Origin of the sequence: Calothrix sp. UHCC 0171 (genome assembly GCF_034931845.1) — a bacterium.
GTDB lineage: Bacteria > Cyanobacteriota > Cyanobacteriia > Cyanobacteriales > Nostocaceae > Brunnivagina.
In genome coordinates this window covers 35,049-59,770 of sequence record NZ_JAYGHN010000012.1, presented here as the reverse complement: position 1 = coordinate 59,770, position 24,722 = coordinate 35,049, and the positions used below count along the sequence as shown (strand labels likewise).

The window sequence follows — 24,722 nt, the reverse complement described above, 5'->3', positions numbered from 1 at the left end:
TAGATTTATAGTTATTCAGAAAAGATAGTTTATTTTCTGAAATTACTGATTTTGCTTGCGATTAAATTCATTCAAATCTAAGGTATAATTTAATCTCAAGACATTGACACCTGGTTCGCCAAAAATACCTAAAAATCTACTGTCTGTAAATCGATTGATGAGTGGAATTATTTCTTCTTGTTTGATGTTACGGGCACGAGCGACTCTTTCCAGTTGAATTCTAGCTGATTTGATCGAAATATGGGGGTCTAAGCCGGAAGCAGATGTGTAAATTAAATCTGCTGTGGGTTGTAAATTTTCATCGCGCAATTCATTGGCAGTTTCAATGACGCGATTGATTAATTTTGGGTTCGTAGGAGCCAGATTACTCGCCCCTGATACTCCTGTTGGTTTACCTTGTTTCCCTTGACTGTAACGTACCATACTGGGACGAGGATGAAAGTATTTATCTGATGTGAATACTTGACCAATTAGTGTTGAACCATATGCTTGATTTTTTAAGTTGTAAACAATACTTCCGTTGGCTTTGTCTTTGAGGAATGGTAATTGTCCAACACCAAATATAAGTAGTGGGTATATGATAGCTGTGAGCAACCACAATACTATGCTGATGCGGATAGCTTTCAGAATATTTCGTAACATGGGATTAAATATAATCAGAATGGTAAAAATTAATTTTCAAAATAAGGATTGAAAACAACATGTTTCTGAAGTTAAATTTGAGAATGTTACTCAATTAACTAACTAAACAATACTAATATCTTTCTGGTCTAAATATGACATCAAATAAATAAATTATAATTCCAAATGCGATGATACTTAAACCTGCGATCGCATAGGTATGGCGAGGTTCAATTTTATCTGTTGCCGCATAAACAATAGGTAAAAAAATAATATTTAGGCTCACTCCCAAAAAGATGATTAATGGTAATTTTGTCCTACGGAAGCTTCGCCAAATATTGAAGATAAATTCCCTACTTTGATAATTTTTCAACTTATTCAGCATCAGTTACATTCCCCAATTAATCAACACAATAAATCTAGAATCAAAAAAACAATTAAACCCAACCGATCGCAGTTATCATTAAGTCAATAAATTTAATGGCGATAAATGGGGCAATTACACCTCCCAAACCATAAATTAAAATATTACTTTGTAATAATTGATTTGCTGTCAGAGGTCTAAATCGTACTCCTTTTAAAGCTAAGGGAATTAATAAGGGAATAATCAAAGCGTTGTAAATTAATGCCGACAATACTGCCGAATTTGTATTTGTCAACCGCATAATATTTAACCCTTGTAAATTCGCAGATGTAAATAATACGGGAATAATGGCAAAGTATTTGGCAATATCGTTAGCAATGGAAAAAGTTGTTAATGCACCACGAGTAATCAATAATTGTTTGCCGATACCAACAATATCAATTAGTTTAGTGGGATCGGAATCCAAATCCACCATATTCGCTGCTTCTTTTGCTGCTTGCGTCCCCGTATTCATTGCCACGCCAACATTAGCTTGGGCAAGTGCGGGTGCGTCGTTAGTACCGTCGCCTGTCATTGCTACCAGTTTACCTTGCGCTTGTTCCTGCTGAATCACATCAATTTTGTCTTCGGGTGTGGCTTCAGCAATAAAGTCATCGACTCCAGCCTCACGAGCAATAACTGAAGCAGTAATACTGTTATCTCCCGTCAGCATCACAGTCTTTACACCCATCCATCGTAGTTGCTCAAAACGGTCTCTTATCCCTGGTTTAACGATATCTTTGAGGTAAATTACGCCGTAAATTTCCCCATCCAAGGCAACAGCCAGTGGTGTTCCTCCCTGTTCGGACACCCTTTGATATGCGGCATCGAGTTCGGGAGAGTTGTGTCCACTTCGAGAACGGACAAATCCTTTGATTGCTTCCACAGAACCTTTACGCACTTGTCTACCATCGGGTAAGTTAGTGCCACTCATCCGCGTTCTGGCAGAAAATTCGATACCTTCGGCGTAGTTGGTGTCAAAATCTACAAATGCTCCCAAACGTTCGGCAAGACGAACTATTGATTTTCCTTCTGGGGTATCATCGAAGACACTTGCCCAGATGGATACTTGCGCTATTTCCTGGATATCATGACCATTGATGGGTAAAAATTCCTCCGCCAGTCGGTTGCCAAGAGTGATTGTTCCGGTTTTATCTAAAACTAGGGTATTCACATCCCCACAAACTTCTACGGCACGTCCAGAGGTGGCAATCACGTTAAATTGGGCAACTCTATCCATCCCCGCAATCCCGATCGCACTTAGCAAACCGCCAATAGTTGTGGGTATTAATGCTACCAGTAAGGCAATTAATACAGGCACACTCACTGGGCTATTAACATAGTTAGCAAATGCAGGCAACGTCACAATCACAAACATAAATACTAGTGAGAGAACCGCCAGCAACACTGTCAAGGCAATTTCATTGGGGGTTTTGCTGCGTTCTGCCCCTTCGACTAAGGCAATCATTCTGTCAATAAAGCCTTTGCCAGGATCGACTGTAACGCGAATAATCAATTCATCGGAGATAATTCTTGTTCCCCCAGTGACGGAACTTGATACATCGGAACCGGATTCCTTTAACACTGGGGCTGATTCACCAGTAATTGCGGATTCGTCAACGCTAGCAACTCCCATTGTCACTTCCCCATCGGCGGGAATAATATCGCCAGCGCTGACATAGATGATGTCGCCTTGGTGAAGGGTGGTAGAAGGAACTTCACTAATAGAACCATCGGGAGCAAGTTTTTTGGCGATTGTCTCTGATTTTGTTAACCTGAGAGCATCTGCTTGGGCTTTACCGCGTCCTTCGGCGATCGCTTCGGCAAAGTTGGCGAATAACACCGTCAAAAATAGGATAGCAGTAATCGAGCCGTTGAAAAGTTGCAGATTGTAGCCAGATACGGGACCAAATAAATAGGGGTTAATGGTGACAATCAAGGCAATGATTGTGCCTATCCAAACTAAAAACATGACAGGATTACGGATGGCTGATTTGGGGTTGAGCTTGACAAATGCATCCCCAATTGCGCGTCTGTAAAGACCTTTATAATTAACTTTGGCTTGTTTACGGGAGGGACGGCGATCGCTGGAACGAGGACGCGGACGGCGAGATGGTGGTGTGTTATTTGAGTCAATCATAAAGTATGGGGAATTGGGTGATATGGGGAATTGGCGATTGGGTTAAGGGGACATGTTTTCCCATCTCCACGTCTTGGGGTTCCCCACTCCCTTATTTAATTCCCCCGGCAAGTTGAAAGCCTTCCGCAATTGGTCCGAGTGCTAAAACTGGGAAGAACGTTAAAACTCCGAGTATGAGAATAACACCTGCGGTTACGGTAATAAATAGGGATGAATCGGTTCTTAGTGTACCAGGGGTTTCGGGAACTGGTTGTTTTTTTGCCATGCTGTCGGCAAGCAAGAGGATGGCAATAATTGGTACATAACGTCCGATCAAAATACTACAAGCGGTGCTGAGGTTCCACCAAAGGGTATTATCGTTTAAGCCCTCGAAGCCCGAACCATTATTGGCGCTGGCTGAGGCATATTCATATACTACTTGAGTGAGACCGTGGAATCCTGGGTTACTAATGCCAGCAAGTGTTTTTGGGAAGGTAAGTGTAATAGCACTGGGTAATAATACGGTGATTGGGTGAATTAATAAGACAATGCTCGCGAGGACAATTTGAGGTTTTTCGATTTTGCGTCCCAAAAATTCCGGTGTGCGTCCTACCATTAACCCCGTCAGGAACACCGTTAAAATCAAGAAAATAAATAAATATGCTGTTCCCGTTCCCTGTCCTCCCCAAATAATTTGCAAGAACATATTTAACAATGTCGCAAATCCACCAGGAGGCATTAATGAGTCCTGCATTCCATTCACTGCACCGCACATAGTTGCAGTTGTCATAACCGCCCATAGGGCTGTTTCTGCCCAACCGAAACGAACCTCTTTCCCTTCCAGATTGGCAATTTCCTGGGCAACAATATTATTCACAAGGGGATTGCCTTGATATTCACCAATGGCAACGAAGATAACTAACACTACAAAAATGGTAAATACCATCCAAAATAACAGCCAAGCTTGTTTGATATTCCCGGCAAATATCCCATAGGTATAAATTAATGCCGATGGAATGGCAACCATGGCGATAATTTCTAGCAAATTTGAGAAAGCATTGGGATTTTCAAAGGGATGGGCGGAGTTAACGCCAAAAAAACCACCACCATTTTCCCCTAATAGTTTAATCATCTCAAAGGATGCGACTGGTCCCCTGGCGATATATTGTGTTGCCCCTTCCAGGGTTCTGACTTCCAGAGTTGGCGCAAATGTCTGGGGCACACCCAAAAAAACAAGGGCGATCGCACCGACAATGGAAATTGGTAGTAATATTCTTGTGATGGCACGAGTCAAGTCAATATAAAAATTTCCCAAGGGTTTACCTGTCAAGCCGCGAATAAAGGCAATCCCCACTGCCAAACCAGTAGCCGCAGAAATAAACATCAAAAATGTTAATGCCGCAGTTTGGCTAAAATAACTTAATGCTGTTTCTCCAGAATAATGCTGTTGGTCGGTGTTAGTGAGAAACGAAATAGTTGTATGTAGTGCTGTATCCCAGCGTAAAGCGGCAAATTTATTCGGATTTAAAGGTAGAAAAGACTGACTAATTAAGATGAAATAAACAAAACCACCGATAATTAGGTTACTGAAGAACACTGAGGATAGGTACTGCGCCACCGTCATATTTTCACGGCGGGCAACACCAGCCAAAATGTAGATAATCCGCTCGCAGGGGTTGAGAATGGGGTCGAGAATTGTTTTGTGCCCCATAAATACCCGCGCCATATATTTACCCAAAATTGGGGTAATAGCGGCGATAATCAAGAGGGTTAGCCCAATTTGCAAAAATCCTTGTAGCATTTATTTTAGTTAAAATGATTAAAATTATATAGATTGAGTATAGATATAATTCTGATCCATGCAGCAAAGAATTATAGCGGGTACATTACCAACTATTTTTAGTTATGCCGAAAAAACTAATACTTCTGATTACTGAATTCTGAATTTTGCTATACGCATGTCTAATTAAGAATTATCCAAGTGCATGGAGACAAATTGAATTACATCAGTTAGTCCATGACGAGTTTTCAAATTAGTAAAAATAAAAGGTTTCTCATGACGCATTTTTTTGGTATCGCATTCCATAATCCCTAAGTCAGCGCCGACATAGGGAGCTAAATCAATTTTATTGATGACTAATAAATCTGATTTTGTAATCCCAGGACCTCCCTTGCGGGGAATTTTATCACCTGCGGCAACATCTATAACATAAATAGTTAAATCGACTAACTCCGGACTAAAGGTAGCAGCTAAATTATCGCCGCCACTTTCTAAAAAAACCAAATCTAAATTGGAAAAACTTGCTTCCAATTGTTCAATTGCCGCCAAATTCATGGAAGCATCTTCGCGAATCGCAGTATGGGGGCATCCGCCTGTCTCGACACCAAGAATACGCTCTTTTGCCAAAGCTTGCGATCGCACTAAATATTCAGCATCTTCTTGAGTATAAATATCATTTGTTACCACTGCCAAATTATACTGATTTCGCATTGCCTTACATAAGGCATCAACTAAGGCAGTTTTCCCGGAACCCACAGGTCCGGCAACCCCAACTCTAAATGTCATAATTTGTAATTTTTAAGAATAAATCTAAATTGGTTTTGAATAATTCTGAATTTGTCAGTGATACCTCAACACTTGTTCCTAACTCCGAAACAACCTCGTATACAATACCTCATGTTGCATACTCGCCAGAGATAATCCCCAACTACAACAACTCAAATCATCGTCTTCTAAATGCATAATTTCTGCAACCGCACTAGTGAATAATGGTTGTAGTGCCAATATTAGTTGCTGTCCTGCGGTTTGTCCTAGGGGAATTAGTTTCACCCCAGCAGTGATTAAATTACTAGCCCAACTCTGTAAATACCCCAACAGTGCAGCTTCCAGGTGAATATCTGTAACAGCAACAGCGATCGCCACCGCTACAGAATAATTACAATTATTATCGACGCGATCGCTAATCAACTGAATTTCTGGTTTTAATTTACTCAGCAATTGCATGAGCGAACGCCCCATTTGCCAACTAGAATGGCGTAATTCTTCTGTTTCTCGCAATGCTGTTAACCACAAATTCCAGGAGGATAAAGCCTGAAAATCTCGGTTTTGCACTGCTGCGTATGCCCTCACGATGATCGCCATTTCCAGACGAATTGCCCCATAACGTAATTCGGCAACAAGCCAGTTTTGGAGGGAATCGGCAGATGAAATTACGCCTTTTTCCACCAGCGTTTCTAAGCCCTCCGAATAACTGTATGCCCCCACAGGTAAGGCAGGGCTGACTAACTGTAACAGCCATAAAAGCTGACTAGGAGTTAGGGTGATGTTGGTGTCCATAAGCACCGGCTTCTGGGTAAAAGGGAGAAACTTCTGTTGCCACTTGCAGATGTAATTGTTCTAGCATTCTCTGCAAAACTTTATCTGGAGAGATTCTTAGATAATGGGGAGTAATTTCTACAGGTACATGACGATTCCCCAAATGATATGCAGCACGTAATAAATCTAACTCATTACTGGCGATCGCCGTCAAAACAGGTTCCGGTTTTGCCACAATCCGAATCAGATGAGCGCCTGTTTCATCTTGCAAAATATCACCATCTTGTAAAAGCGTACCTCGTGGCAAACGTAAAAAGACCACCTTTCCATCTTCTGATTGAAAACGATGGCGACTACGAGTTCTTTCCTCTGCTGTCAATCCTAAAGTCAAAGTCACAGATATATCTGGATTTGGAGATTGGCGTTGAGTAACCGTTAACATGAAAAATTCCAGCTTGTTATCTTCTAACTTAAAAGAGTCATTAGTCATTTATTATTCCCCGCGTCTCCGCGTCCCCGTCTCTCCGTGTCCGCCTTTCATGCTTGGCGATGAAAGTTTTTCATTGGGACTACCTAGTAAAACTATAAATTTTCTGTGTTGCCAAATGATCACAAATCGATGAAGGCTGTTGCTGATTTAAATCAAAACTCAACCGATCTAATTGCACTTGTAAATTACTTAAAGGGTCACTTCCTGGAGAAACTAAAAATTCCAGCCTCTCAATATAAGGTAAATTCGCCAGTTGATCGAGAATCTGACTCACAACTTGTCTGTAGGGATGACCATTTTGCTCATACCAATCTTCATCTGCCATCCCAGCTTGGTCAAAACCGAGATGCACTGTTAATGAGGGCTTATCGAATAGTGCGATCGCCACTGGGCGCGCTTCTTCTTGCAATAGTAAATGTTGATTTTTCGCTAAAAATCTTAATTTTTCTAAGCGATCATATCTATCGGTGACAGATTGGGGATCGTCTTGCCAATGTATGGCGACGGTGAGCAAATAAGTTTGTAGTAGCATATGACCTAACTTTTTCGCTTTTGTCGTCAAATAGTAGGAATTGTAGTCATTGGCTTCAATCAACAACGGTACGCGATCGACAATCTCTAAATCGTATCCCTTTAACCCGGCAATTTTACGCGGATTATTCGTAATTAAACGTATCTGATGTACTCCTAAATCCGTCAGTATTTGTGCCCCCATCCCATAATCCCGCAGGTCGGCAGGAAAACCCAAGCGTTCGTTTGCCTCAACCGTATCCAAACCCATATCCTGCAACGAATAAGCTTTGAGTTTATTAATTAAACCAATACCACGACCTTCTTGTCTTAGGTATACAACAATACCTTTACCTGCGGCTTCAATCATTTTTAGTGCCGCTTGGAGTTGCATTCGACAGTCACACCGCAATGAACCCAAGGCATCACCCGTCAAACACTCGGAATGTACTCGCACCATTACAGGTTCGTCCTTAAACGTGCTAGGGTCGCCTTTAACGATCGCCACGTGTTCAGTATTGTTGAGGATGTAACGATAGCCGTAGATGTCAAATTGACCGAAGCTAGAGGGTAATTTGGTGACGGTTTCCCGGACAACTAAACGGTCAAATTTCAACCGATAGCTAATCAAATCGGCAATGCTAATAATTTTCAGGTTGTGGCGCTTGGCATATTCCACCAATTCCGGTAGCCTCGCCATCGAACCATTTGGATTTTGAATTTCGCAAATCACCCCCGCCGGATATAACCCAGCCAAACGTGATAAATCTACGGCTGCTTCTGTATGTCCCGCACGTTTGAGGACACCCCCATCTTTGGCACGAAGTGGGAAAATATGACCAGGACGACGTAAATCTTCTGGTTTGGTGTGGGGATTGAGGGCTACTTGGATAGTTCGGGCACGGTCTTCTGCTGATATTCCCGTACTTACACCTAAATTTGGTCCTGCATCAATACTTACTGTGAAGGCAGTTTGATTAGGGTCAGTAATATTTCGTACCATTAAAGGTAAATCGAGTTCGTCTAAACGTTCTCCAGTCATCGCCAAACAGATTAAACCCCGTGCTTCTACTGCCATGAAATTAATCATGTCTGGGGTAGCGAACTGGGCTGCACAAATCAAATCGCCCTCATTTTCGCGATTTTCGTCATCCACTACCACGATAACTCGACCAGCTTTCAAATCTGCCAAAGCGGCTTCAATGGAGTCAAATTTAAATTCTGAGGTTGAAAAGGCAGTGTTGTGGGTGGGTTCCCCGACATGAGACGACTGCTGTGAGGTGTGAGGCTGCGACACAAATTTTCTCAACGAGCGAAGGTAATTTTTGCTGACAAATAATTGTCCTCAAATTGTAGCTCTTTTGATTGCCTGCGCGGTATGAAATTCGGGCACAGGGGAAAAGGACACACCGAGATTATTTACATTAGACATCTCATCCCCCCATCTCCCCCTCTCCCCATCCCCCCATCTCCCTATCTCCCCCTCTCCCCCTCTCCCCATCTCCCCATCCCCCCATCTCCCCCTCTCCCCATCTCCATCTCCCAATTAATCATGCCCAATTACCCAATTTGCGTTTTAATACAAGAAGTGAAATTACAGTTAAATAACCAAAAACTGTTTGATATTAGCTAGTAGATTGATAGTTGATAGCTAACAGTTGATTCCAAGAGAATGCATAAGGATTTGAAAACATGGGTAATTTTAGGCGCGTACCCGTTGGGATAGTTGGCGCGTCAGGTTATGGCGGAGTTCAGCTAGTTCGATTGTTAATGGATCACCCGGACGTTGAGGTGGTTTATGTGGGAGGTGATAGCACTGCTGGTAAAACCTTTGCTGATATTTACCCACATATGGCACATGCTGTGAACTTGAGGGTAGAAACAGTAGATGTTTCGGAGATTGCCAATCGTTGCCAGGTAGTTTTTCTTTCGGTTCCAAATGGTTTAGCTTGTCAACTTGCGCCTAAATTACTGGAAAAGGGCTGTAAGGTACTGGATTTGAGTGCTGATTATCGGTTTAGTAATTTGGCGACTTATACCAGTTGGTACGGGAAGGAGCGTGATGATGGTGATACGGCTGCTACCTCTGTTTACGGTTTACCAGAATTGTATCGCGATCGCATTAGCGAGTCGCAGCTAATTGGTTGTCCTGGCTGCTACCCTACTGCTAGTTTACTTGCCCTTTCTCCTCTCCTCAAACAAGGTTTAATATCGCCGCAGACTGCAATTATTGATGCTAAATCTGGGACTTCTGGTGGCGGACGTGATGCCAAAATTAATATGCTCCTGGCAGAGGCTGATAATTCTCTGGGGGCATATAATGTTTCTAGACATCGCCATACTCCCGAAATTGAGCAAATCTGTAGTGAACTGGCTGGACATGAAGTGACAGTCCAATTTACTCCCCACTTGATTCCGATGGTACGGGGTATTCTTGCCACTGTTTACGCAGACCTCCGTGACCCTGGCTTGGTTAGAGACGATTTAATCACTATCTATCGCGCTTTTTACCGTAATTCCCCTTGGGTAAAAATATGCGAACCTGGCATTTGTCCACAAACAAAATGGGCATGTGGCAGCAATCTCTGCTACATTGGTATTGAAGTTGACCCACGCACGGGACGAGTTATTGTAATGTCTGCCATCGATAACTTGATTAAAGGTCAGGCAGGGCAAGCAATTCAGTGTATGAATATTATGATGGGTTGGGATGAAACACTCGGATTGCCCAAACTAGGTTTTTATCCTTAGTGCATGTCCCCGCAAAAAAGGGTCGGAAACAAAAATTGTGAGCAGCCAAAGGCTTAAGGGCAGTATTTGTATTTATCGTTATAGACACTGCTAGTTCCCAAAGTAAATTTTCCATATCCTTGATGCTCCACTGTACTTAGTTAGGTTTAGTTTTTGAAAACTGAAATTTGAGCAGATTTACTCAAGTTTCAGTCAAGTATTTGTAGTTTTAGACACAGTTGTACAAGCATTTTCAAGAAATTTGGTGTAATAGTTTTCTCGAAACATTGACGTTCAAATTTTGGTGTGCTATCCAAGTGTCATCTACGTAAAAAAACGTCAGTAAATTTCTCCTCAGAGACTTACTAACGCCATTGACCAAAATATTATGTGTGTAACACCATCATGGCACAAGAAATAAATAACAGCTATTTAGAGCCACAGTCCGAAAAAACCTACAAAAAAAGACTCAATTCCTGGGCGATCGCGCGTTTACTTCCGGATATGAAACGCGAGATAGTTGCTAGATTCCGCAGTCGTTCTGATGCTGATGGACATTTGCAATTATTACTACGGGTAACGCCAGAAGCAAAATTGATGCTGGTTTTTGATTGCCAGCAAGATGAAGTAGTTGCTTAATACTTTGAGGGTTCAGAATCCAGAAGTCGGAATTAAAAATTAGTCATGGTTACGTACTTTCAATAGTACGTTTTACCAATACTCTGGCTTCTGAATACTGAATACTTAGAACATAAATTTTGCTGAGAGAATGTATACTACTAATGTAGTTTTTGTGGGATACTTAGTGGGATTCACTAGATTGAGAAATTATCAGTTGGTCAAATGAAGTTGAATTTTTTAGTTTGAGCGATCGCACCTGGAATGTATAAAAGTTATTGGGTCATTTTTTGCTATTGTTAAGCTTGTTATCATTGCGATGAAGATATCAATTATCAGGGCTGTAATATTAACTACATTTTTTGTTATTCAGGGTTGTTCTTCCAAAATCAAAACAATTCCAGGTTCGCAACAAACAACAGCCACAAATTCACAAGAACATGATTTAGCTAGTAACTCAAATAATTCTTCCCATCATCAACAGCATCAACAACAAGCACCCGCATCATCAACCCAGGCGAAATTAATTGTTCCTCAAAAAATCAAATCAACTCAAGCTGTTCCTCTAGCTATTAATATTCAAGACAAAAGTGGGAAGACTGTCAGCAATTTTGACACTTTCCAAGAAAAGCAAATGCATCTCATTGTCGTCAGCGACGACTTACGGTTTTTCCAACACGTTCATCCCAGCCACAAAGGAAATGGACGTTTTGAGGTTAGTCCAGATTTTCCCGCCCCAGGTAGCTACACCTTATTTAGTGATTACAAACCAACAGGGCAACAAGAACAAGTCTCGGTACAAAAAATCACAATACCAGGTGAAGTTCCTTTCCCAACAACATTAGAAAAATTCAGCCATATCAAAGTTCTCGCAGACACAAAAGTTAATCTCACCCTACCTACAAAAAAATTAATAGCTGGAAAAGAAGTAAAACTCAGCTTTAATGTACAAGAAAGAAAACAAAATCAACCAGTTAAAGATTTGCAACCATATTTAGGAGAAAAAGGACATTTAGTCATTCTCAAAAGCTCATCTCCTTTAACCACCTCAGATTATATTCATGCACATCCACTCAAAGATTCCAGAGACGGGCAAATAAATTTTACATCTAGTTTCCCCAGCCCAGGAACATACAAAGTGTGGCTACAATTTAATCGTAATGGCAAGGTTAAGACAGCCGACTTTTGGCTGAATGCGATATGATTTTTGAAGAATTACTTAGTTTTCAGAATAGCCTGCACTAACATGCCATATATAGAAAACAGCTATCAATAAATAATTATAGAATAGTAAAAATACTCTTTGGTAAATTTACACTCTAAACTACTGTTCCCTAAGTATTTTTTCGGTACATAGAACTAATAATCCTCATGCATCAACCAATTCAAGACTATAACCCTAGTGGTGTCGGACAAATCAATGGTAACATTTTTGGTTTACCATGCGATCGCGAGTCGGCGAACTTAATTATTATCCCCGTACCTTGGGAGGTTACTGTTTCCTATGGTGCGGGAACTGCGAATGCTCCACAGCAAATTTTAGATGCTTCTCCACAACTAGATTTATTTGATTTTGATCATCCTGATGGATGGAAACAAGGAATTTTCATGGAGGAAATTCCTCCAGAAATATTAGCAAAAAATAAACATTATCGTGCCTGTGCAGCAAAAGTGATTGAGCGTTTAGAACAGGGAAAATCACTTAATCAGGCTCCAGATTTAACACCGACATTAAACGACATTAATCAAGCTTGTGCCAGCGTCAATAATTGGTTATTTCAACAATGTCAACAAGCACTTAATCGCGGTAAACAAGTTGCAGTCATTGGAGGTGATCATAGTTCACCTTTAGGTTATTTCCAAGCCCAAGCTGAGAAATATGCTAATTTGGGTTCAAGTTTTGGCATTTTACATATTGATGCTCATGCTGATTTGCGTGATGCCTATGAAGGGTTTGAATTTTCCCATGCTTCAATTATGTTTAATGCAATGAAGATTCCACAAGTTAGTAAATTAGTGCAGGTGGGTTTACGTGATATTTGTCAAGAAGAAGTTGATATAATTAACAACTCTGAGAATCGAATTATCGCTTATTACGATACAAAAATTAAACAAGAAATGTATGCAGGGAAAACTTGGCTAGATTTATGTCGGGAAATTATTAGTCATTTGCCTGAATATGTGCATATTAGTTTTGATGTTGATGGGTTAGATCCAAAACTCTGTCCCCATACAGGTACACCTGTTCCTGGAGGCTTAGAATTAGAGCAAAGTTTTTGTTTATTTAGAGAATTGGTAAATAGCGATCGCAAAATAATTGGCTTTGATTTATGTGAAGTGGGAAATGCCGAATGGGATGGCAATGTTGGTGCCAGAATTGTTTTAAAATTAGCAAATTTTATGAATTTATCACAATAGAATTACAAATTCAGTAGCACGGAATCATACATTTGCAAGGGAGACAAGGAAAAATATTTACATCAAGTTTTTTTTTGTGAAATGTTATCACTCTCAAGTTTTATTTCTTTCATTTATTGAACTGTGTATTGTTTTTTAGCTATATCAAAGTAATATTACGGTTGTGAATTTAATAGTTATATTTTATGTAGAATCACTTGAGAGAAGTTTAATTTTGCGAAATTCAAAAACTTACAAAATATACCAACCAAAATACAATAAACCCTCGCCCCAAGTAGATTTTTACTATTTCTCATGGCAACAAAAAGCATCATAAAATCTACAAAATAAATCAAAATCAATAAAACTTATTCACGATAATCTATCCTTAGATAGATGCAAGTTTATTGTTTGTCCCATTAACGTCAAAGGTAGTAAATGTCTCGACACTCATTGGAGATGAGTTTTCGGTTCAGTCTGCCGAAGTTGCGCGAATAGCGGCGGCGGAGGTAATTGTCAATCGCAGATTCAAGAAGATTTTTCGACTTTAATCTGGTTGTCAGTGACAGTGACAGGGGCTAAATGACGGCTGAATCGTACACATTATGAAAATCGCACAAATCGCCCCCCTGTGGGAACAAGTTCCACCTACTACCTACGGTGGTACAGAGTTAGTTGTGAGTCGTTTGACCGAAGAATTAGTTCGCAGAGGTCACGAAGTCACACTATTTGCTTCCGGTGATTCCCAAACATTAGCTCACCTAGAAGCTGGTAGTCCTTGTGCTTTGCGTCTAGACCCAAACATCAAGGAACACGCTGTTTACGAACTTCAACATCCTACTCAGGTTTTCCAACGTGCTGCGGAATTTGATATTATTCACTCCCACGTAGGAATATGGTCGCTGCCATTGGCAAGCATGGTTTCAACTCCAACAGTGCATACATTGCATGGAACTTTTACACGCGATAATAGCAAGATTTACAGACAACATCATTCGCAAGCATACGTCAGCATCAGCGATGCTCAACGCTTGTTGAATATTAATTATGTTGCGACTGTATATAACGGTATTAGTGTTGAACTCTTTCCGTTCTATGAGAAACCGCAACAACCTCCTTACCTAGCATTTTTGGGACGTTTTTCTCCAGAGAAAGGACCCCAACATGCCATTCAGATTGCCAAGAAAACAGGCTGGCGATTGAAAATGGCTGGTAAGGTGGACGTGGTCGATAAGGAATTCTTTGAGCGCGAAGTTGCTCCCCATATCGACGGGGAACAAATCGAGTTCTTGGGAGAACTAAACCACGGGCAAAAAGCCGAGCTTTTGGGTAATGCATCAGCAACTCTCTTCCCCATTACCTGGTGTGAACCATTTGGTTTGGTGATGGCTGAGTCGATGGCAACTGGTACACCCGTCATTGCCAGAGCAATGGGTTCTGTACCCGAAGTTATTGCTAATGGCAAGACAGGCTATGTCTGCAATAGTTACGAAGAAATGGCAGATATGGTATCCAAAGCCGTGCAATTAGACCGTCGAAAATGTCGAGAACATGTGGAGTCTAACTTTAGTGTTGCTCACATGGTAGATGGTTACGAAGCGGTGTATGAACAATTAGTAGGCGATCGCAACTTCAGGAATTGGTTCAATTCCGCGCTGCGAAACTCATTGGAATCAATTACTGCTTTCAAACGTTAAAAGTAGTTAATTTACTTTTTTGTTTTTCTGACTCACCCCCTTGTACCAATTCACAATTCGCAATTCGCAATTCGCAATTAAGAAATCCTGATTTTACAAGGGTTTCAGAATTTGGATATGTTTCACGATTTTAGTGAAATGGTATTGGCGATCGCCATGTTTTCATGGGATTGCCCTACGATACTGATAAATTGAACTCCCATTGATTGGGAGTTTTTAATTGAGTTTTGTTTATTTGTATCATGTCTGTGTGACATGTCTGTCTAATCACTTACGATTAAGATTTCTCCGTGTTCCCGCGTCTCTAAGTCTCCGTGTCAGCCTTAATGATCAGTATCTAACCGGACATGAAATTATTTGGGACTGCTGTAAGCAATTTGACCATTCTCTTGAATAGTCAAATGATGCTCTTTATTATTTGGACTTGCCAGGCTTCCTAAAGAGGAGGCATGAATGGGAATCCCGGCGGCAAGTTTGCCATTGACTGCGAATAAATTTGTATTAGTCGGCTTAAATTTCCACATTTGCTCTTGACCAGGAAGTATATTAGACATCTCAAATGTCTTATCATTGACTTTAACTTGCATAAAATTAACTGTACTTTCCGATTGATTTCGCAGAACTAACCTTGCTTGTGATTCATCAACCGAATTGCAAGCTTTAAAGCCTATTAATGATAAAGTTGTCACAATAAATACCGCTCTGACGCGCTTGAAAATTACTCGTGTAGATACTATCTTTCTTACAGGCATACAAAAACATCTCCGTACTGAATAAATACTGAGAATACGTAAGTAATACGTAGATAAAACATATAAGTTGCTATGTTTAAATAATTCCCAAAAACTCCGCACAAATAACAGTTAGCTATATAAATTCTTGATGAATAGGGTAATCAGGGCAACCTTCAATACTGAAATGCTGAAATACTCATCAGATCAGAACTGTCATGAAGATAACCAATATTGACTTTAGCAGATCGGGAAAATATTGATAACACCTTGTAATCCCTCAATTTCATCTATCTTGGCGTAAAATTGCTGGATAAATTTGATTTTTCGCTCTGGAAAGATGATACTCATCATCAATTTCTGTCCAAAGTAAATTGCTGGCAACTGTATAATACACAGGGTAGATTTGAGCCACACGAACTAGAGCATCTGTTTCATAATCTATTTTTAGGGTGCTATGAAAGCTATTTTTGGCATATTGCAGCATTTGCTGGAATAAAGCTTGAGAAATCAGCGAAATACCTACTAATTCGCCACTAGGAGCCTGAGATAATTGAGATAGGTTTTTTGACATGGCAACTATGGTTGTACCATTGGTTTCCACATAAACTTCATCACCAGCATTCGTGGGTTCAGATAATAAAATGACATTATCTTTGGGAAAATTCAATACTATTTCTAAGGCACGTTTTTCATAGATTAAGTCGGATTCTAACAGAAGAAAATCATCATCAAGCCAATGATGGGCACAGTGAAGGGAATACATACTACCTGATTGGGCATATTCAGGGTTGTGAACGGTGAAAATCTTCTGGGGATAGCGTTTTTGTAACTGTTGGTAAAACTCAGACAAATGACCAGTAATAATAATGATGCGTTGAATATTACAAGCTAGCAGTTTGATAATTGACTCCTCGACAATAGGAATATTGCCCAATTGTAAAAAACCCTTGGGAGCCAATTTTCCAAATTCTTTGAGACGAGTTCCCATCCCCGCCGCCAGAATTACTGCTGTCGTCACTGCCATATCTAAAATTTACCTAGCCTAGATTTGCAACATATGCTCAAAGCAATGGAGAAGGTTATTTTCTCTCGCTTTCAGAATAACATTGGTTAATCGTCATTCTCTAAATTCAAGCAACATATTATTTTCAAGAGCGAATCTGTTAGGAATCTCACTCAAGATGTTCTGACTAATTAGCTAGCACTGAAATAGGAAAAAAGTCATGCTTGCCTAATTACTTTTTTACTAGTCAGATTAGGAACTTTACTTCATGCAAAAACCTGATCCAAGCTTCTAGAATTAGCTGGTGTGAGTCAGTGCAATTTTTCCAACATTCTCTGAATAGTGAATTTTTGTAGAAATTATTCATGCATCGACTCCTTTTAATTATCTGAGGATACAGAGCAGCACATGTTAAAGAAACAGATAATTTCATCGATTCTTCTACTTGTCAGTATCGTCATTAGTGGGAGTAATGTATCCGGTTTCTTGGATTTAAGCATTTAGCGTCATTCTACCTATTTGCTGAGAAACTAGCTTTCTCCCTACAGGATTATACTGAATCCTCACTTTATAAATGGTCTCTTATCTTCCTCACCACATTTTGAAATTTATCTAACCTATGTTGAAGCGCAAATTACTGATTACCCTAGAACTTACCATTACTGCCTTTATATTGACAGGAACTAGTTTTTATGCATCAAAAAGTTTTGGTCAACTTCAAAACAGCCCCAAACAACTGGTAGACGAGGCGTGGCAAATCCTCGATCGCAATTATGTTGATGGTAGCTTTAACAATCAGAACTGGAAAGCAGTGCGCCAGGAATATCTCAGTCGTTCCTACAGTTCCCAGCAACAAGCTTATACAGCAATTCAAGAAATGGTCAGGAAATTGGGCGATCGCTACACAGAATTTTTCGATCCCCAGAAATTTACAGCCCTCAGGAATAATATTTCTGGTACCCTCAGTGGTGTTGGCTTGCAATTAGGACAGAATGAACAAACTAAAGCCTTAAAGGTTATTGCCCCGATTGCCGGTACACCTGCTTTTAAAGCGGGTATCTTACCAGAAGATGTGATCATCAAAATCGATGGTCAATCAACCCAAGGAATGAATATTAATGACGCGGTGAAGCGGATTCAGGGTTCACCCGGAACAAAGGTGGTACTAACGATACAACGGGGCGAGCGATCGCAAACTTTTCAACTCATCCGCTCCAATATTGCTTTGAAGCCTGTAACTTACAAAACGCAAACAACCCCAACAGGTAAAATTGGCTATATTCGTTTACCAGAGTTTACACAAACCGCTCCCGCAGAGATGCGTCGAGCCATTCAAGCTTTAGAAAAACAACAAGTACAAGGTTATGTATTGGATTTGCGATCTGATCCTGGTGGGTTACTGGATGCAAGTTTGCAAATTGCGAGTATGTGGTTGAAACAAGGGACAATTGTTTCTTTGGTGAATCGAGGGCAGGTAAAAGAAAGTTATCAGGCTACAGGTTCTCCATTGACTGATAAACCTTTAGTAGTGTTACAGGATAATGGTTCTGCAAGTGCTAGCGAAATATTAGCGGGAGCGCTGCAAGATAACAAAAGAGCAACGTTAGTAGGAACTCGCAGTTTTGGCAAAGGTTTAGTTCAATCCGTACAGCCTTTAGAGGATGGTTCGGCTCTGAAATTAACGATCGCCAAATATTATACTCCCAGTGGTCGAGATATTAATGATGTGGGAATTGCACCTGATATTACAGTGGAGTTAACCCCAGCACAACAGAAATCTCTAGCACAAAACAATGCTATTGCCACTTTAGCTGATCCTCAATACGCCACTGCTGTGACGAAGCTCAACCAATTAATTCGGACAGGTGCAAATCCCAGTTTACAGAGTAGGAAAGCAAGTATACCAGTGATATTGGGTTCACCTCAATAATTGCGTTCAAACCAACACGGAGCAAGATTCTAGTGCCAGTAAGTCCACCAAAGCTATTTGCCAGGAATAAAAATCTCTGCGTCCCCAGATAGCACAATTAGCTATACAAGTTTCTAACCCCTTCGCGACAAGAGTAAGAGTTGGGGTTATTTTTCATCAAACTCACATTAATAGGACTTACGCAAAAAAACCGGGTTTCTGGCTTCACGTGCATAAGTCCTGATTAATTAAAACATTATCTAGAAAATTCTTTTTTTAAAGTAAATATGAAATTTTGCGGATACTAGTTGTTTCCCACGGTTTTCCGTACCATACTGAATCTATTATTTTCTCCGTTCAAACACTTAATTATTAAATTGCTTTCTGAAAGACAAGCTGTAATATTACTTAAATAAATCAAAATGAATTTTTCACAAATAAAATTCAGCTGCCAACCAGCAGTTAGATTGGTATGGGCGGGTATTTTCGCATGGCAACTTTTCACCCCCATAACTAAAGCTGTAGCAACTACATCAGCAGTAGGAATTTGTCCAAGTCAAAGCTCCTTACCCAAACGTAGTTTTGAGACAGAAAAGTATAAAGCTTATATTTGTTTGGGAGATAATCAGAATAGATTAGGATATTTTGTGCGCGTGACCAAAGGTGACAACAGTAAAATTACTGTACCACTGACAAGGCGAAGCGGTGAAACTTATATAGCTCAAAATGGTGAAATTACTTACGTAGTTTCACTACATGAGATGTTAATACAGAAACGTGGAAAAACTGTATTGAGAGCAAGAATTGATCGAGCGATCGCAGCTGATGGCACATCTCTAACAAGTCGTTGTCCACAAGGGCAAAATATCTTCCAAGAGGCTGTCACTAAAAGCTTTATTGTCTACATATGTGGTCAGGAAAAACCCGGGAGCTACGTTGTAATTACCAGAATTGGCAATGGGAAAACAACTCTTCCTTTATCAATCTCTTCAGACAATAGTATTTCCCAAAACAAGAATTATATGGCAGTTGAAGGTAATACTCGCTACACACTCAATCGCGATGTGTTAAAAATATCCCAAGGTAATCGAGTTATCTTTAAAGAAAAAGTATTACGTTGGCAATAATATCAGCTTCGCCTAAATAATGAGGATAAAACCGACGCGGTGATTGGAAGAGAGAAACATGCGGAGAAAAATAAAGAATAACTGATGAGTTGGATTGGATATAAAAACAGTAATCCCATATTTCCTGACTCTTAAAGGTGACATTCTCAACGGAATGTCGCCTTTGATTTTTAGCAATCAACAAGAATCGAAACATCAAACCAAACACAGCCTTGTATCCAACTGTAGAGAGAGAAACAGAGTGACAAATCTAAACTTCAGATGGAATTCAAGGTACTAAGGATAAACATATACTCATAACAGATAACAAAGGGTAGTAAATAAGACTTTAATTTCAGGGTTTTTAAGCATCTATACTGCTTTACAAATCAATTCATCCAGATATTTGAGAGGAAATTAATCAACACTCATGGCAAACTTAAACGAAGGCGATCGCCACAATAAACAAGTGCGTCAAGAATCCTATACTGATGCGAATGGAAATACGCACACCACATTAAGCCAAACTTCACAAACCAACAGTAGTTCGTCTTATAGCCAAGGTTACGCAAATGGACGTGCAATGGAGCGCGATCGCGAAGAAAATTTAGCCGCTAGGGATAATGAAAACGTTGCGGGTGGATTTCTGTTCGGCTTACTATTAACGACTGCGGTAGTCCTAATTGGCGGTGGTTTGTTCTGGTATCTGAATCAGGACAATAATAATGTCAATACTACTACCCCAACGGTAGCGCCTAATAGCCAAAATTCTAATGTATCTCCTCAACCCACATCCGTTCCTACAAACAAAACCACAATCATTGAAAGAATTCAGCAAGTTCCTGTTCCTGTAGAAAGAACAAAAGAGGTTCCTGTGGTTGTTCCTGTTCCTGTTCCTCAACAAAAAGCTCCTCAGTCTCAACCAACGACTGCACCGACAACTGCACCTAATCCTAGTGCTTCCTCTCAACCTGCGACAACACAAACAAATCCTGTAAAAACTAATACAGAAGAAAATGATAATTCTGCGGAGTCTTCAAGTAATTCTAGTCAAGATGCACTCACTTCTGACACGAATGATTCTAGTGTTAATTCAGGTGGTGAGAGCAAAAATCCTCAGTAACAGCAACATAGCTTCCTAGTGGTTCGCCAACCCAGAATTGACGGGTTAAGATTGACTCGGAGATTTTCGTCCCTGCAAGGTTACTTTGGTGAACTACTAGTCTAGAACAAAGTCTTGCAGCATACATTAGTTATTTAAATAAAAGATTCTGCTAAATTTGGCATCGCGATTTTATTGAGAATAAAAACCCCTTATTCGCAAGATTATTGATATTATTGTCAATAATTCAACCGAAATAAAGCATTACAGCACTTGGAAAAGAGTGCTTTTTATTTTTTGCAAAAAAGCTTTATAATCTACTTGGGTGTTCTATAATTATTTTTTAAAAATCAAGATTAATATTAATCATTAAAACTTTGGCTTCCTTTTCGGATAGTATCAACGGTATTGCCACTTTGAGAATTTTTTGGAGTCGCAAGTCAGGAAAGCGATTAATTAGATTGTTGAGACTCAGCATTTTTAAACGTGAAAAGTCAAATGGAACGACCGAAAGTTATTTTTTTAGATGCGGTGGGGACGCTATTTGGAGTCAAAGGTAGCGTCGGCGAAATCTACAGCCAAGTAGCGAGAGAATTTGGCGTACATGCTAACCCAGAAATTTTAAATCAAGCTTTTTCGAGTCAGTTGAAGGTTGCACCACCAGCAACATTCCCCGATGTCGAAGACATGCAAGATATTCCTCAACATGAATTTGAATGGTGGTATGCGATCGCTCATAAAACTTTTGAGCAAGCGGGTGTTATCCAGCAATTTGCTGACTTTGACACATTTTTTAGCGAGTTATATATTCACTTCGGAACCGGAGAGCCTTGGTTTGTCTATGCCGATGTGATTCCCGCTTTAACTAATTGGCGCAAAAAAGGTATTCAACTGGGGATAGTATCTAACTTTGATTCGCGACTATTTTCGGTACTACAAGCTTTAGAATTACGGGATTATTTTGACTCGATCACAATTTCCACTCAAGTTGGTGCAGCAAAACCCGACCCCAAAATTTTTGGAATTGCATTAGCCAAACATAATTGTCCCGCAGAGTCTGCTTGGCACGTTGGTGATAGCAAAAATGAAGATTACCACGGTGCGAAAGCTGTAGGTATGCGCGGGGTTTGGTTGCATCGATAATAGATTAAGATAATGGTGAATTAGAAACTCACAGACTTCTTATCCCTTATCCCTAACTCAGAGACCATTTATAAAGTAAATATTCAGGATAGTCGCCCAGGGAGAAACCCGGTTTCTCATCAAAAAGTCAGATGATACTCGATACTTAAATCCAAGAAACCCGGTTTCTTTGGTCTTAAGGTTTACTTGATACATAACCTGTGAGATTCACATCACTAACTGATTTGCTTCTTCCTGTAATAAACTTACCAAACTTTCATCACCATTCGCTTTTGCGATCGCTAATCGATGTTCTAAATTCCGACGCATATTGGTTAAATGAATTCTATGCAATCGAATGGCAGTGTCTGGAGTAGTTTGAGTTGATGCAACTTCAACTGCTTTGTCTGTCTGCAATGTCTCGCCAACGTGATAACCAACACCGCGATATTTCAAATCGGCTGCAAACTGGGGTACGTTTTCATGTTTGACGTAATGAAATCTCCAAATTGCACCTCGATATTTTCCGCCATCTTGACCAAGAACTGTATCACCATCAAGGGGATTGTACTCGTAGTCTGTGCCTCTATATGTGAGTTTCATAATGCTTGCCTCTGTTTTGCTATTTTTTAGTTGAGCCGTGTCAGTTCCGAATTTCTCCATGAGCAAATCTATGTCTCCAGCTAATAAAAGCTTTTTACCCTTACTTAATATGGATTTACAGATTTAGAGATTTCCCGACTTTATTAACGTCCTATTGTCTGTATCTTAAAATACTTTTTTGCTCAAATCAGTCAAATAATCACAAAAAGTAATATTGGCAGAATGCGATCGCAATTAAATACGCATGGTGCGAGCGATTAGCTACAAGACCTAATAAATAAACGCTAATAGCATTTTGAGAAGTTTATTTTCTAACCGCTCTTAGTATAGTTACAATCAAAACCAATAAAGTAGGACTCATGCCTTGCCGCCACATCGGGTTTTATCTTCAGAAACCATGCAAAACCTGGTAGCGTCTAACTAGGAAATCTATCGTGTGGTGTGACAGCTTGAAAGACTCAAACAAACAAAGCTCAAATTACTGGCAACTTCTCCCCCATATCAAACCCCAATGGCAGCACATCACCAAAGGTTTTATTGGCATTATTGGTTACGTACTGGCAACCCTAACGCTAATGGATTTGGTGAAAAAGCTATCGGCTCCCTTTGGTAATGGTAATGTAATTGCGATCGCTCAACTGGCAGCATTTCTCGCTGGGGTGTTTCTGGTGCGGGGTTTCTTCCAGTCAGTGCAAGATATCTACATGGCAAAAGCAGCACTCCGAGTCGCTTTGCATCTCCGCAAGCAAGTTTACGGGCACTTACAAAAACTTAATCTTAGCTATTTTGAGACAGCAAAAGCTGGTGATTTATCTTACCGTGTAACGGAGGATGTGGATCGAATTGGCGAGGTTGTCCACAAGTTTCTTCACGATTTTATTCCCTGTGCCTTACAATTAATTGCCATCCCCATTTACATGGTATATCTGAGTTGGCAATTGACGATTGCCGCTTTGGTGGTGATACCTGTGATGTTGGTATTAATTAGCTGGTTTGGGGAAAGGTTGCAAAAGTATTCCCGACGCAGCCAAAATCAGGTATCGGATTTATCAGCTATTTTGACGGAGATTTTTGCCGGGATTCGCATTGTGCAGGCTTTTGCCGCAGAAGCTTACGAAATCGCTCGATTTGGCAAGGAAGCAGAAATTGCCATGAAGGCGAAGTATTCGACGGAGCGATTGAAGGCAATTCAAATCCCGATTATTGGATTTTTGCAGGCTTTGAGCTTCCTATTTTTACTCTTCTTTGCCGCTTGGCAGATTTCTACAGGTAATTTAACCACAGGTAAGTTTTTCAGCTTTCTTTCCGGCGCGGCTTTATTAATTGACCCAGTCGGACACATCACCAACAACTATAATTTATTCAAGGAAGCTGAAGCATCAGTTGATCGAGTTTTTGAATTACTCGCCATTCAACCCGCAGTATTAGAGAAACCAGACGCGAAAATCTTGCCGACAGTGAGTGGGAAGGTGGAATACCGTGGTGTTTCCTTCGCCTACAAATCGGGAGAAACTGTCATCAATAATATTAGTTTAGTCACATTTCCAGGAGAAGCGATCGCTCTTGTGGGTGCTTCCGGTGCTGGAAAAACTACTTTTGTTAACCTGTTACCCCGTTTCTACGACACCGTCGCTGGAGAAATCTGCATTGATGGGGTGAATATTCGCGATGTGACATTAAATAGTTTGCGGCGGCAAATTGGGATAGTACCCCAGGAAACCACAATGTTCTCTGGTACCATTGCCCAAAATATCGCCTTTGGACAATCAGAATTTGATTTGTTGGCGGTGGAAGCTGCTGCAAAAGTAGCCAATGCCCACCAATTTATTAGTCACTTACCCGATGGTTATTACACCGTAGTTGGCGAAAGAGGTGTCAACTTGTCGGGAGGACAAAGACAAAGAATCGCGATTGCCCGTGCAGTGCTATTGAACCCGCGTATTTTGATACTAGATGAGGCGACTTCGGCACTAGATACGGAGTCAGAAGCACTAGTTCAGGAAGCATTAGAGCGAGTCATGGCAGGAAGAACAGTGTTTGTTATTGCACACAGGTTAAGTACAGTAAGAAAATGCGATCGCATTCTGGTTTTTGAGAAGGGAGAAATTGTCGAATCGGGAACCCATGAAGAATTATTAGCATTACAGCATCGGTATGCAGATTTTTACACAAAGCAATTTAGTTAAAACTTTAAACAGTCTTTAACCAACGGATATCGACCAGCAATTATACGATGTAGAAT

22 protein-coding genes are annotated in these 24,722 nt (G+C 40.3%); 10 read left to right on the top strand and 12 right to left on the bottom strand.

Features of this window, described 5'->3' with window-relative positions:
* Nucleotides 1–42: 42 nt before the first annotated feature.
* The 8 genes from kdpC to ribBA all read right to left on the bottom strand — a co-directional run bounded on the left by kdpC (nucleotide 43) and on the right by ribBA (nucleotide 8,756).
* Nucleotides 43–642: a K(+)-transporting ATPase subunit C gene (gene kdpC, locus VB733_RS11575; protein WP_323340239.1), complete on the bottom strand. Its 600-nt coding sequence runs from the start codon at nucleotides 640–642 to the stop codon at nucleotides 43–45.
* 112 nt (nucleotides 643–754) lie between these two features.
* The gene (locus VB733_RS11570; protein ID WP_323340238.1) at nucleotides 755–1,006 is read right to left on the bottom strand and encodes a potassium-transporting ATPase subunit F; all 252 of its coding nucleotides are present in this window, start codon (nucleotides 1,004–1,006) and stop codon (nucleotides 755–757) included.
* A 52-nt stretch (nucleotides 1,007–1,058) separates the two neighbouring features.
* A complete protein-coding gene (gene kdpB / locus VB733_RS11565) occupies nucleotides 1,059–3,164 on the bottom strand; it encodes a potassium-transporting ATPase subunit KdpB (RefSeq protein ID WP_323340237.1) in 2,106 nt (701 codons plus the stop codon).
* A 91-nt stretch (nucleotides 3,165–3,255) separates the two neighbouring features.
* Complete coding sequence (gene kdpA / locus VB733_RS11560; RefSeq protein WP_323340236.1) at nucleotides 3,256–4,944, bottom strand: potassium-transporting ATPase subunit KdpA; 1,689 nt, start codon at nucleotides 4,942–4,944, stop codon at nucleotides 3,256–3,258.
* 165 nt (nucleotides 4,945–5,109) lie between these two features.
* The gene (gene ureG / locus VB733_RS11555) at nucleotides 5,110–5,709 is read right to left on the bottom strand and encodes an urease accessory protein UreG (protein WP_416336313.1); all 600 of its coding nucleotides are present in this window, start codon (nucleotides 5,707–5,709) and stop codon (nucleotides 5,110–5,112) included.
* Between the two features lie 78 nt (nucleotides 5,710–5,787).
* A complete protein-coding gene (locus VB733_RS11550) occupies nucleotides 5,788–6,480 on the bottom strand; it encodes an urease accessory protein UreF (protein ID WP_323340235.1) in 693 nt (230 codons plus the stop codon).
* Nucleotides 6,452–6,901: an urease accessory protein UreE gene (gene ureE / locus VB733_RS11545; protein WP_323340316.1), complete on the bottom strand. Its 450-nt coding sequence runs from the start codon at nucleotides 6,899–6,901 to the stop codon at nucleotides 6,452–6,454. The genes VB733_RS11550 and ureE overlap by 29 nt, the downstream gene beginning before the upstream one ends.
* A 127-nt stretch (nucleotides 6,902–7,028) precedes the next feature.
* Nucleotides 7,029–8,756, bottom strand: a complete 1,728-nt coding sequence (ribBA, locus tag VB733_RS11540; RefSeq protein ID WP_323340234.1) for a bifunctional 3,4-dihydroxy-2-butanone-4-phosphate synthase/GTP cyclohydrolase II — start codon at nucleotides 8,754–8,756, stop codon at nucleotides 7,029–7,031.
* A 395-nt stretch (nucleotides 8,757–9,151) separates the two neighbouring features.
* On the opposite strand from ribBA, the gene argC reads away from it, so the two are divergent.
* From argC to VB733_RS11515, 5 genes are all read left to right on the top strand, one after another.
* Entirely contained in the window at nucleotides 9,152–10,210 is a 1,059-nt protein-coding gene (argC, locus tag VB733_RS11535) for an N-acetyl-gamma-glutamyl-phosphate reductase (RefSeq protein ID WP_323340233.1), read from the top strand.
* Nucleotides 10,211–10,594: 384 nt separating this feature from the next.
* Nucleotides 10,595–10,828, top strand: coding sequence for a hypothetical protein (locus VB733_RS11530; protein WP_323340232.1), 234 nt, complete (start codon nucleotides 10,595–10,597; stop codon nucleotides 10,826–10,828).
* Between the two features lie 298 nt (nucleotides 10,829–11,126).
* Nucleotides 11,127–12,011, top strand: a complete 885-nt coding sequence (locus VB733_RS11525) for a hypothetical protein (RefSeq protein WP_323340231.1) — start codon at nucleotides 11,127–11,129, stop codon at nucleotides 12,009–12,011.
* A gap of 167 nt (nucleotides 12,012–12,178) precedes the next feature.
* On the top strand, nucleotides 12,179–13,225 hold the full coding sequence (locus tag VB733_RS11520; RefSeq protein ID WP_323340230.1) for an agmatinase family protein: 1,047 nt from the start codon (nucleotides 12,179–12,181) through the stop codon (nucleotides 13,223–13,225).
* 584 nt (nucleotides 13,226–13,809) lie between these two features.
* The gene (locus VB733_RS11515; protein ID WP_096615268.1) at nucleotides 13,810–14,901 is read left to right on the top strand and encodes a glycosyltransferase family 4 protein; all 1,092 of its coding nucleotides are present in this window, start codon (nucleotides 13,810–13,812) and stop codon (nucleotides 14,899–14,901) included.
* A gap of 353 nt (nucleotides 14,902–15,254) precedes the next feature.
* Here VB733_RS11515 and VB733_RS11510 read toward each other — a convergent pair whose 3' ends face one another.
* On the bottom strand, nucleotides 15,255–15,653 hold the full coding sequence (locus VB733_RS11510) for a hypothetical protein (RefSeq protein WP_323340229.1): 399 nt from the start codon (nucleotides 15,651–15,653) through the stop codon (nucleotides 15,255–15,257).
* A 265-nt stretch (nucleotides 15,654–15,918) separates the two neighbouring features.
* Complete coding sequence (locus VB733_RS11505; protein WP_323340228.1) at nucleotides 15,919–16,659, bottom strand: phosphocholine cytidylyltransferase family protein; 741 nt, start codon at nucleotides 16,657–16,659, stop codon at nucleotides 15,919–15,921.
* Between the two features lie 598 nt (nucleotides 16,660–17,257).
* On the opposite strand from VB733_RS11505, the gene VB733_RS11500 reads away from it, so the two are divergent.
* The 3 genes from VB733_RS11500 to VB733_RS11490 all read left to right on the top strand — a co-directional run bounded on the left by VB733_RS11500 (nucleotide 17,258) and on the right by VB733_RS11490 (nucleotide 20,776).
* Nucleotides 17,258–18,568, top strand: a complete 1,311-nt coding sequence (locus VB733_RS11500; RefSeq protein ID WP_323340227.1) for a S41 family peptidase — start codon at nucleotides 17,258–17,260, stop codon at nucleotides 18,566–18,568.
* 401 nt (nucleotides 18,569–18,969) lie between these two features.
* Nucleotides 18,970–19,674 (top strand): hypothetical protein, encoded by a 705-nt coding sequence (locus tag VB733_RS11495; RefSeq protein ID WP_323340226.1) that lies wholly within the window; start codon nucleotides 18,970–18,972, stop codon nucleotides 19,672–19,674.
* Nucleotides 19,675–20,083: 409 nt separating this feature from the next.
* A complete protein-coding gene (locus tag VB733_RS11490; protein WP_323340225.1) occupies nucleotides 20,084–20,776 on the top strand; it encodes a hypothetical protein in 693 nt (230 codons plus the stop codon).
* Nucleotides 20,777–21,098: 322 nt separating this feature from the next.
* Here the strand turns inward: VB733_RS11490 and VB733_RS11485 are convergent, their stop codons facing one another.
* A complete protein-coding gene (locus VB733_RS11485; RefSeq protein ID WP_323340224.1) occupies nucleotides 21,099–21,233 on the bottom strand; it encodes a hypothetical protein in 135 nt (44 codons plus the stop codon).
* A 20-nt stretch (nucleotides 21,234–21,253) separates the two neighbouring features.
* On the opposite strand from VB733_RS11485, the gene VB733_RS11480 reads away from it, so the two are divergent.
* Nucleotides 21,254–21,898: an HAD family hydrolase gene (locus VB733_RS11480; RefSeq protein ID WP_323340223.1), complete on the top strand. Its 645-nt coding sequence runs from the start codon at nucleotides 21,254–21,256 to the stop codon at nucleotides 21,896–21,898.
* 207 nt (nucleotides 21,899–22,105) lie between these two features.
* Here the strand turns inward: VB733_RS11480 and VB733_RS11475 are convergent, their stop codons facing one another.
* Nucleotides 22,106–22,480, bottom strand: a complete 375-nt coding sequence (locus VB733_RS11475) for a DUF4278 domain-containing protein (protein ID WP_323340222.1) — start codon at nucleotides 22,478–22,480, stop codon at nucleotides 22,106–22,108.
* Nucleotides 22,481–22,929: 449 nt separating this feature from the next.
* Here VB733_RS11475 and VB733_RS11470 point away from each other — a divergent pair, with 449 nt between their 5' ends.
* Nucleotides 22,930–24,666, top strand: a complete 1,737-nt coding sequence (locus tag VB733_RS11470) for an ABC transporter ATP-binding protein (protein WP_323340221.1) — start codon at nucleotides 22,930–22,932, stop codon at nucleotides 24,664–24,666.
* Nucleotides 24,667–24,722 lie beyond the last annotated feature (56 nt).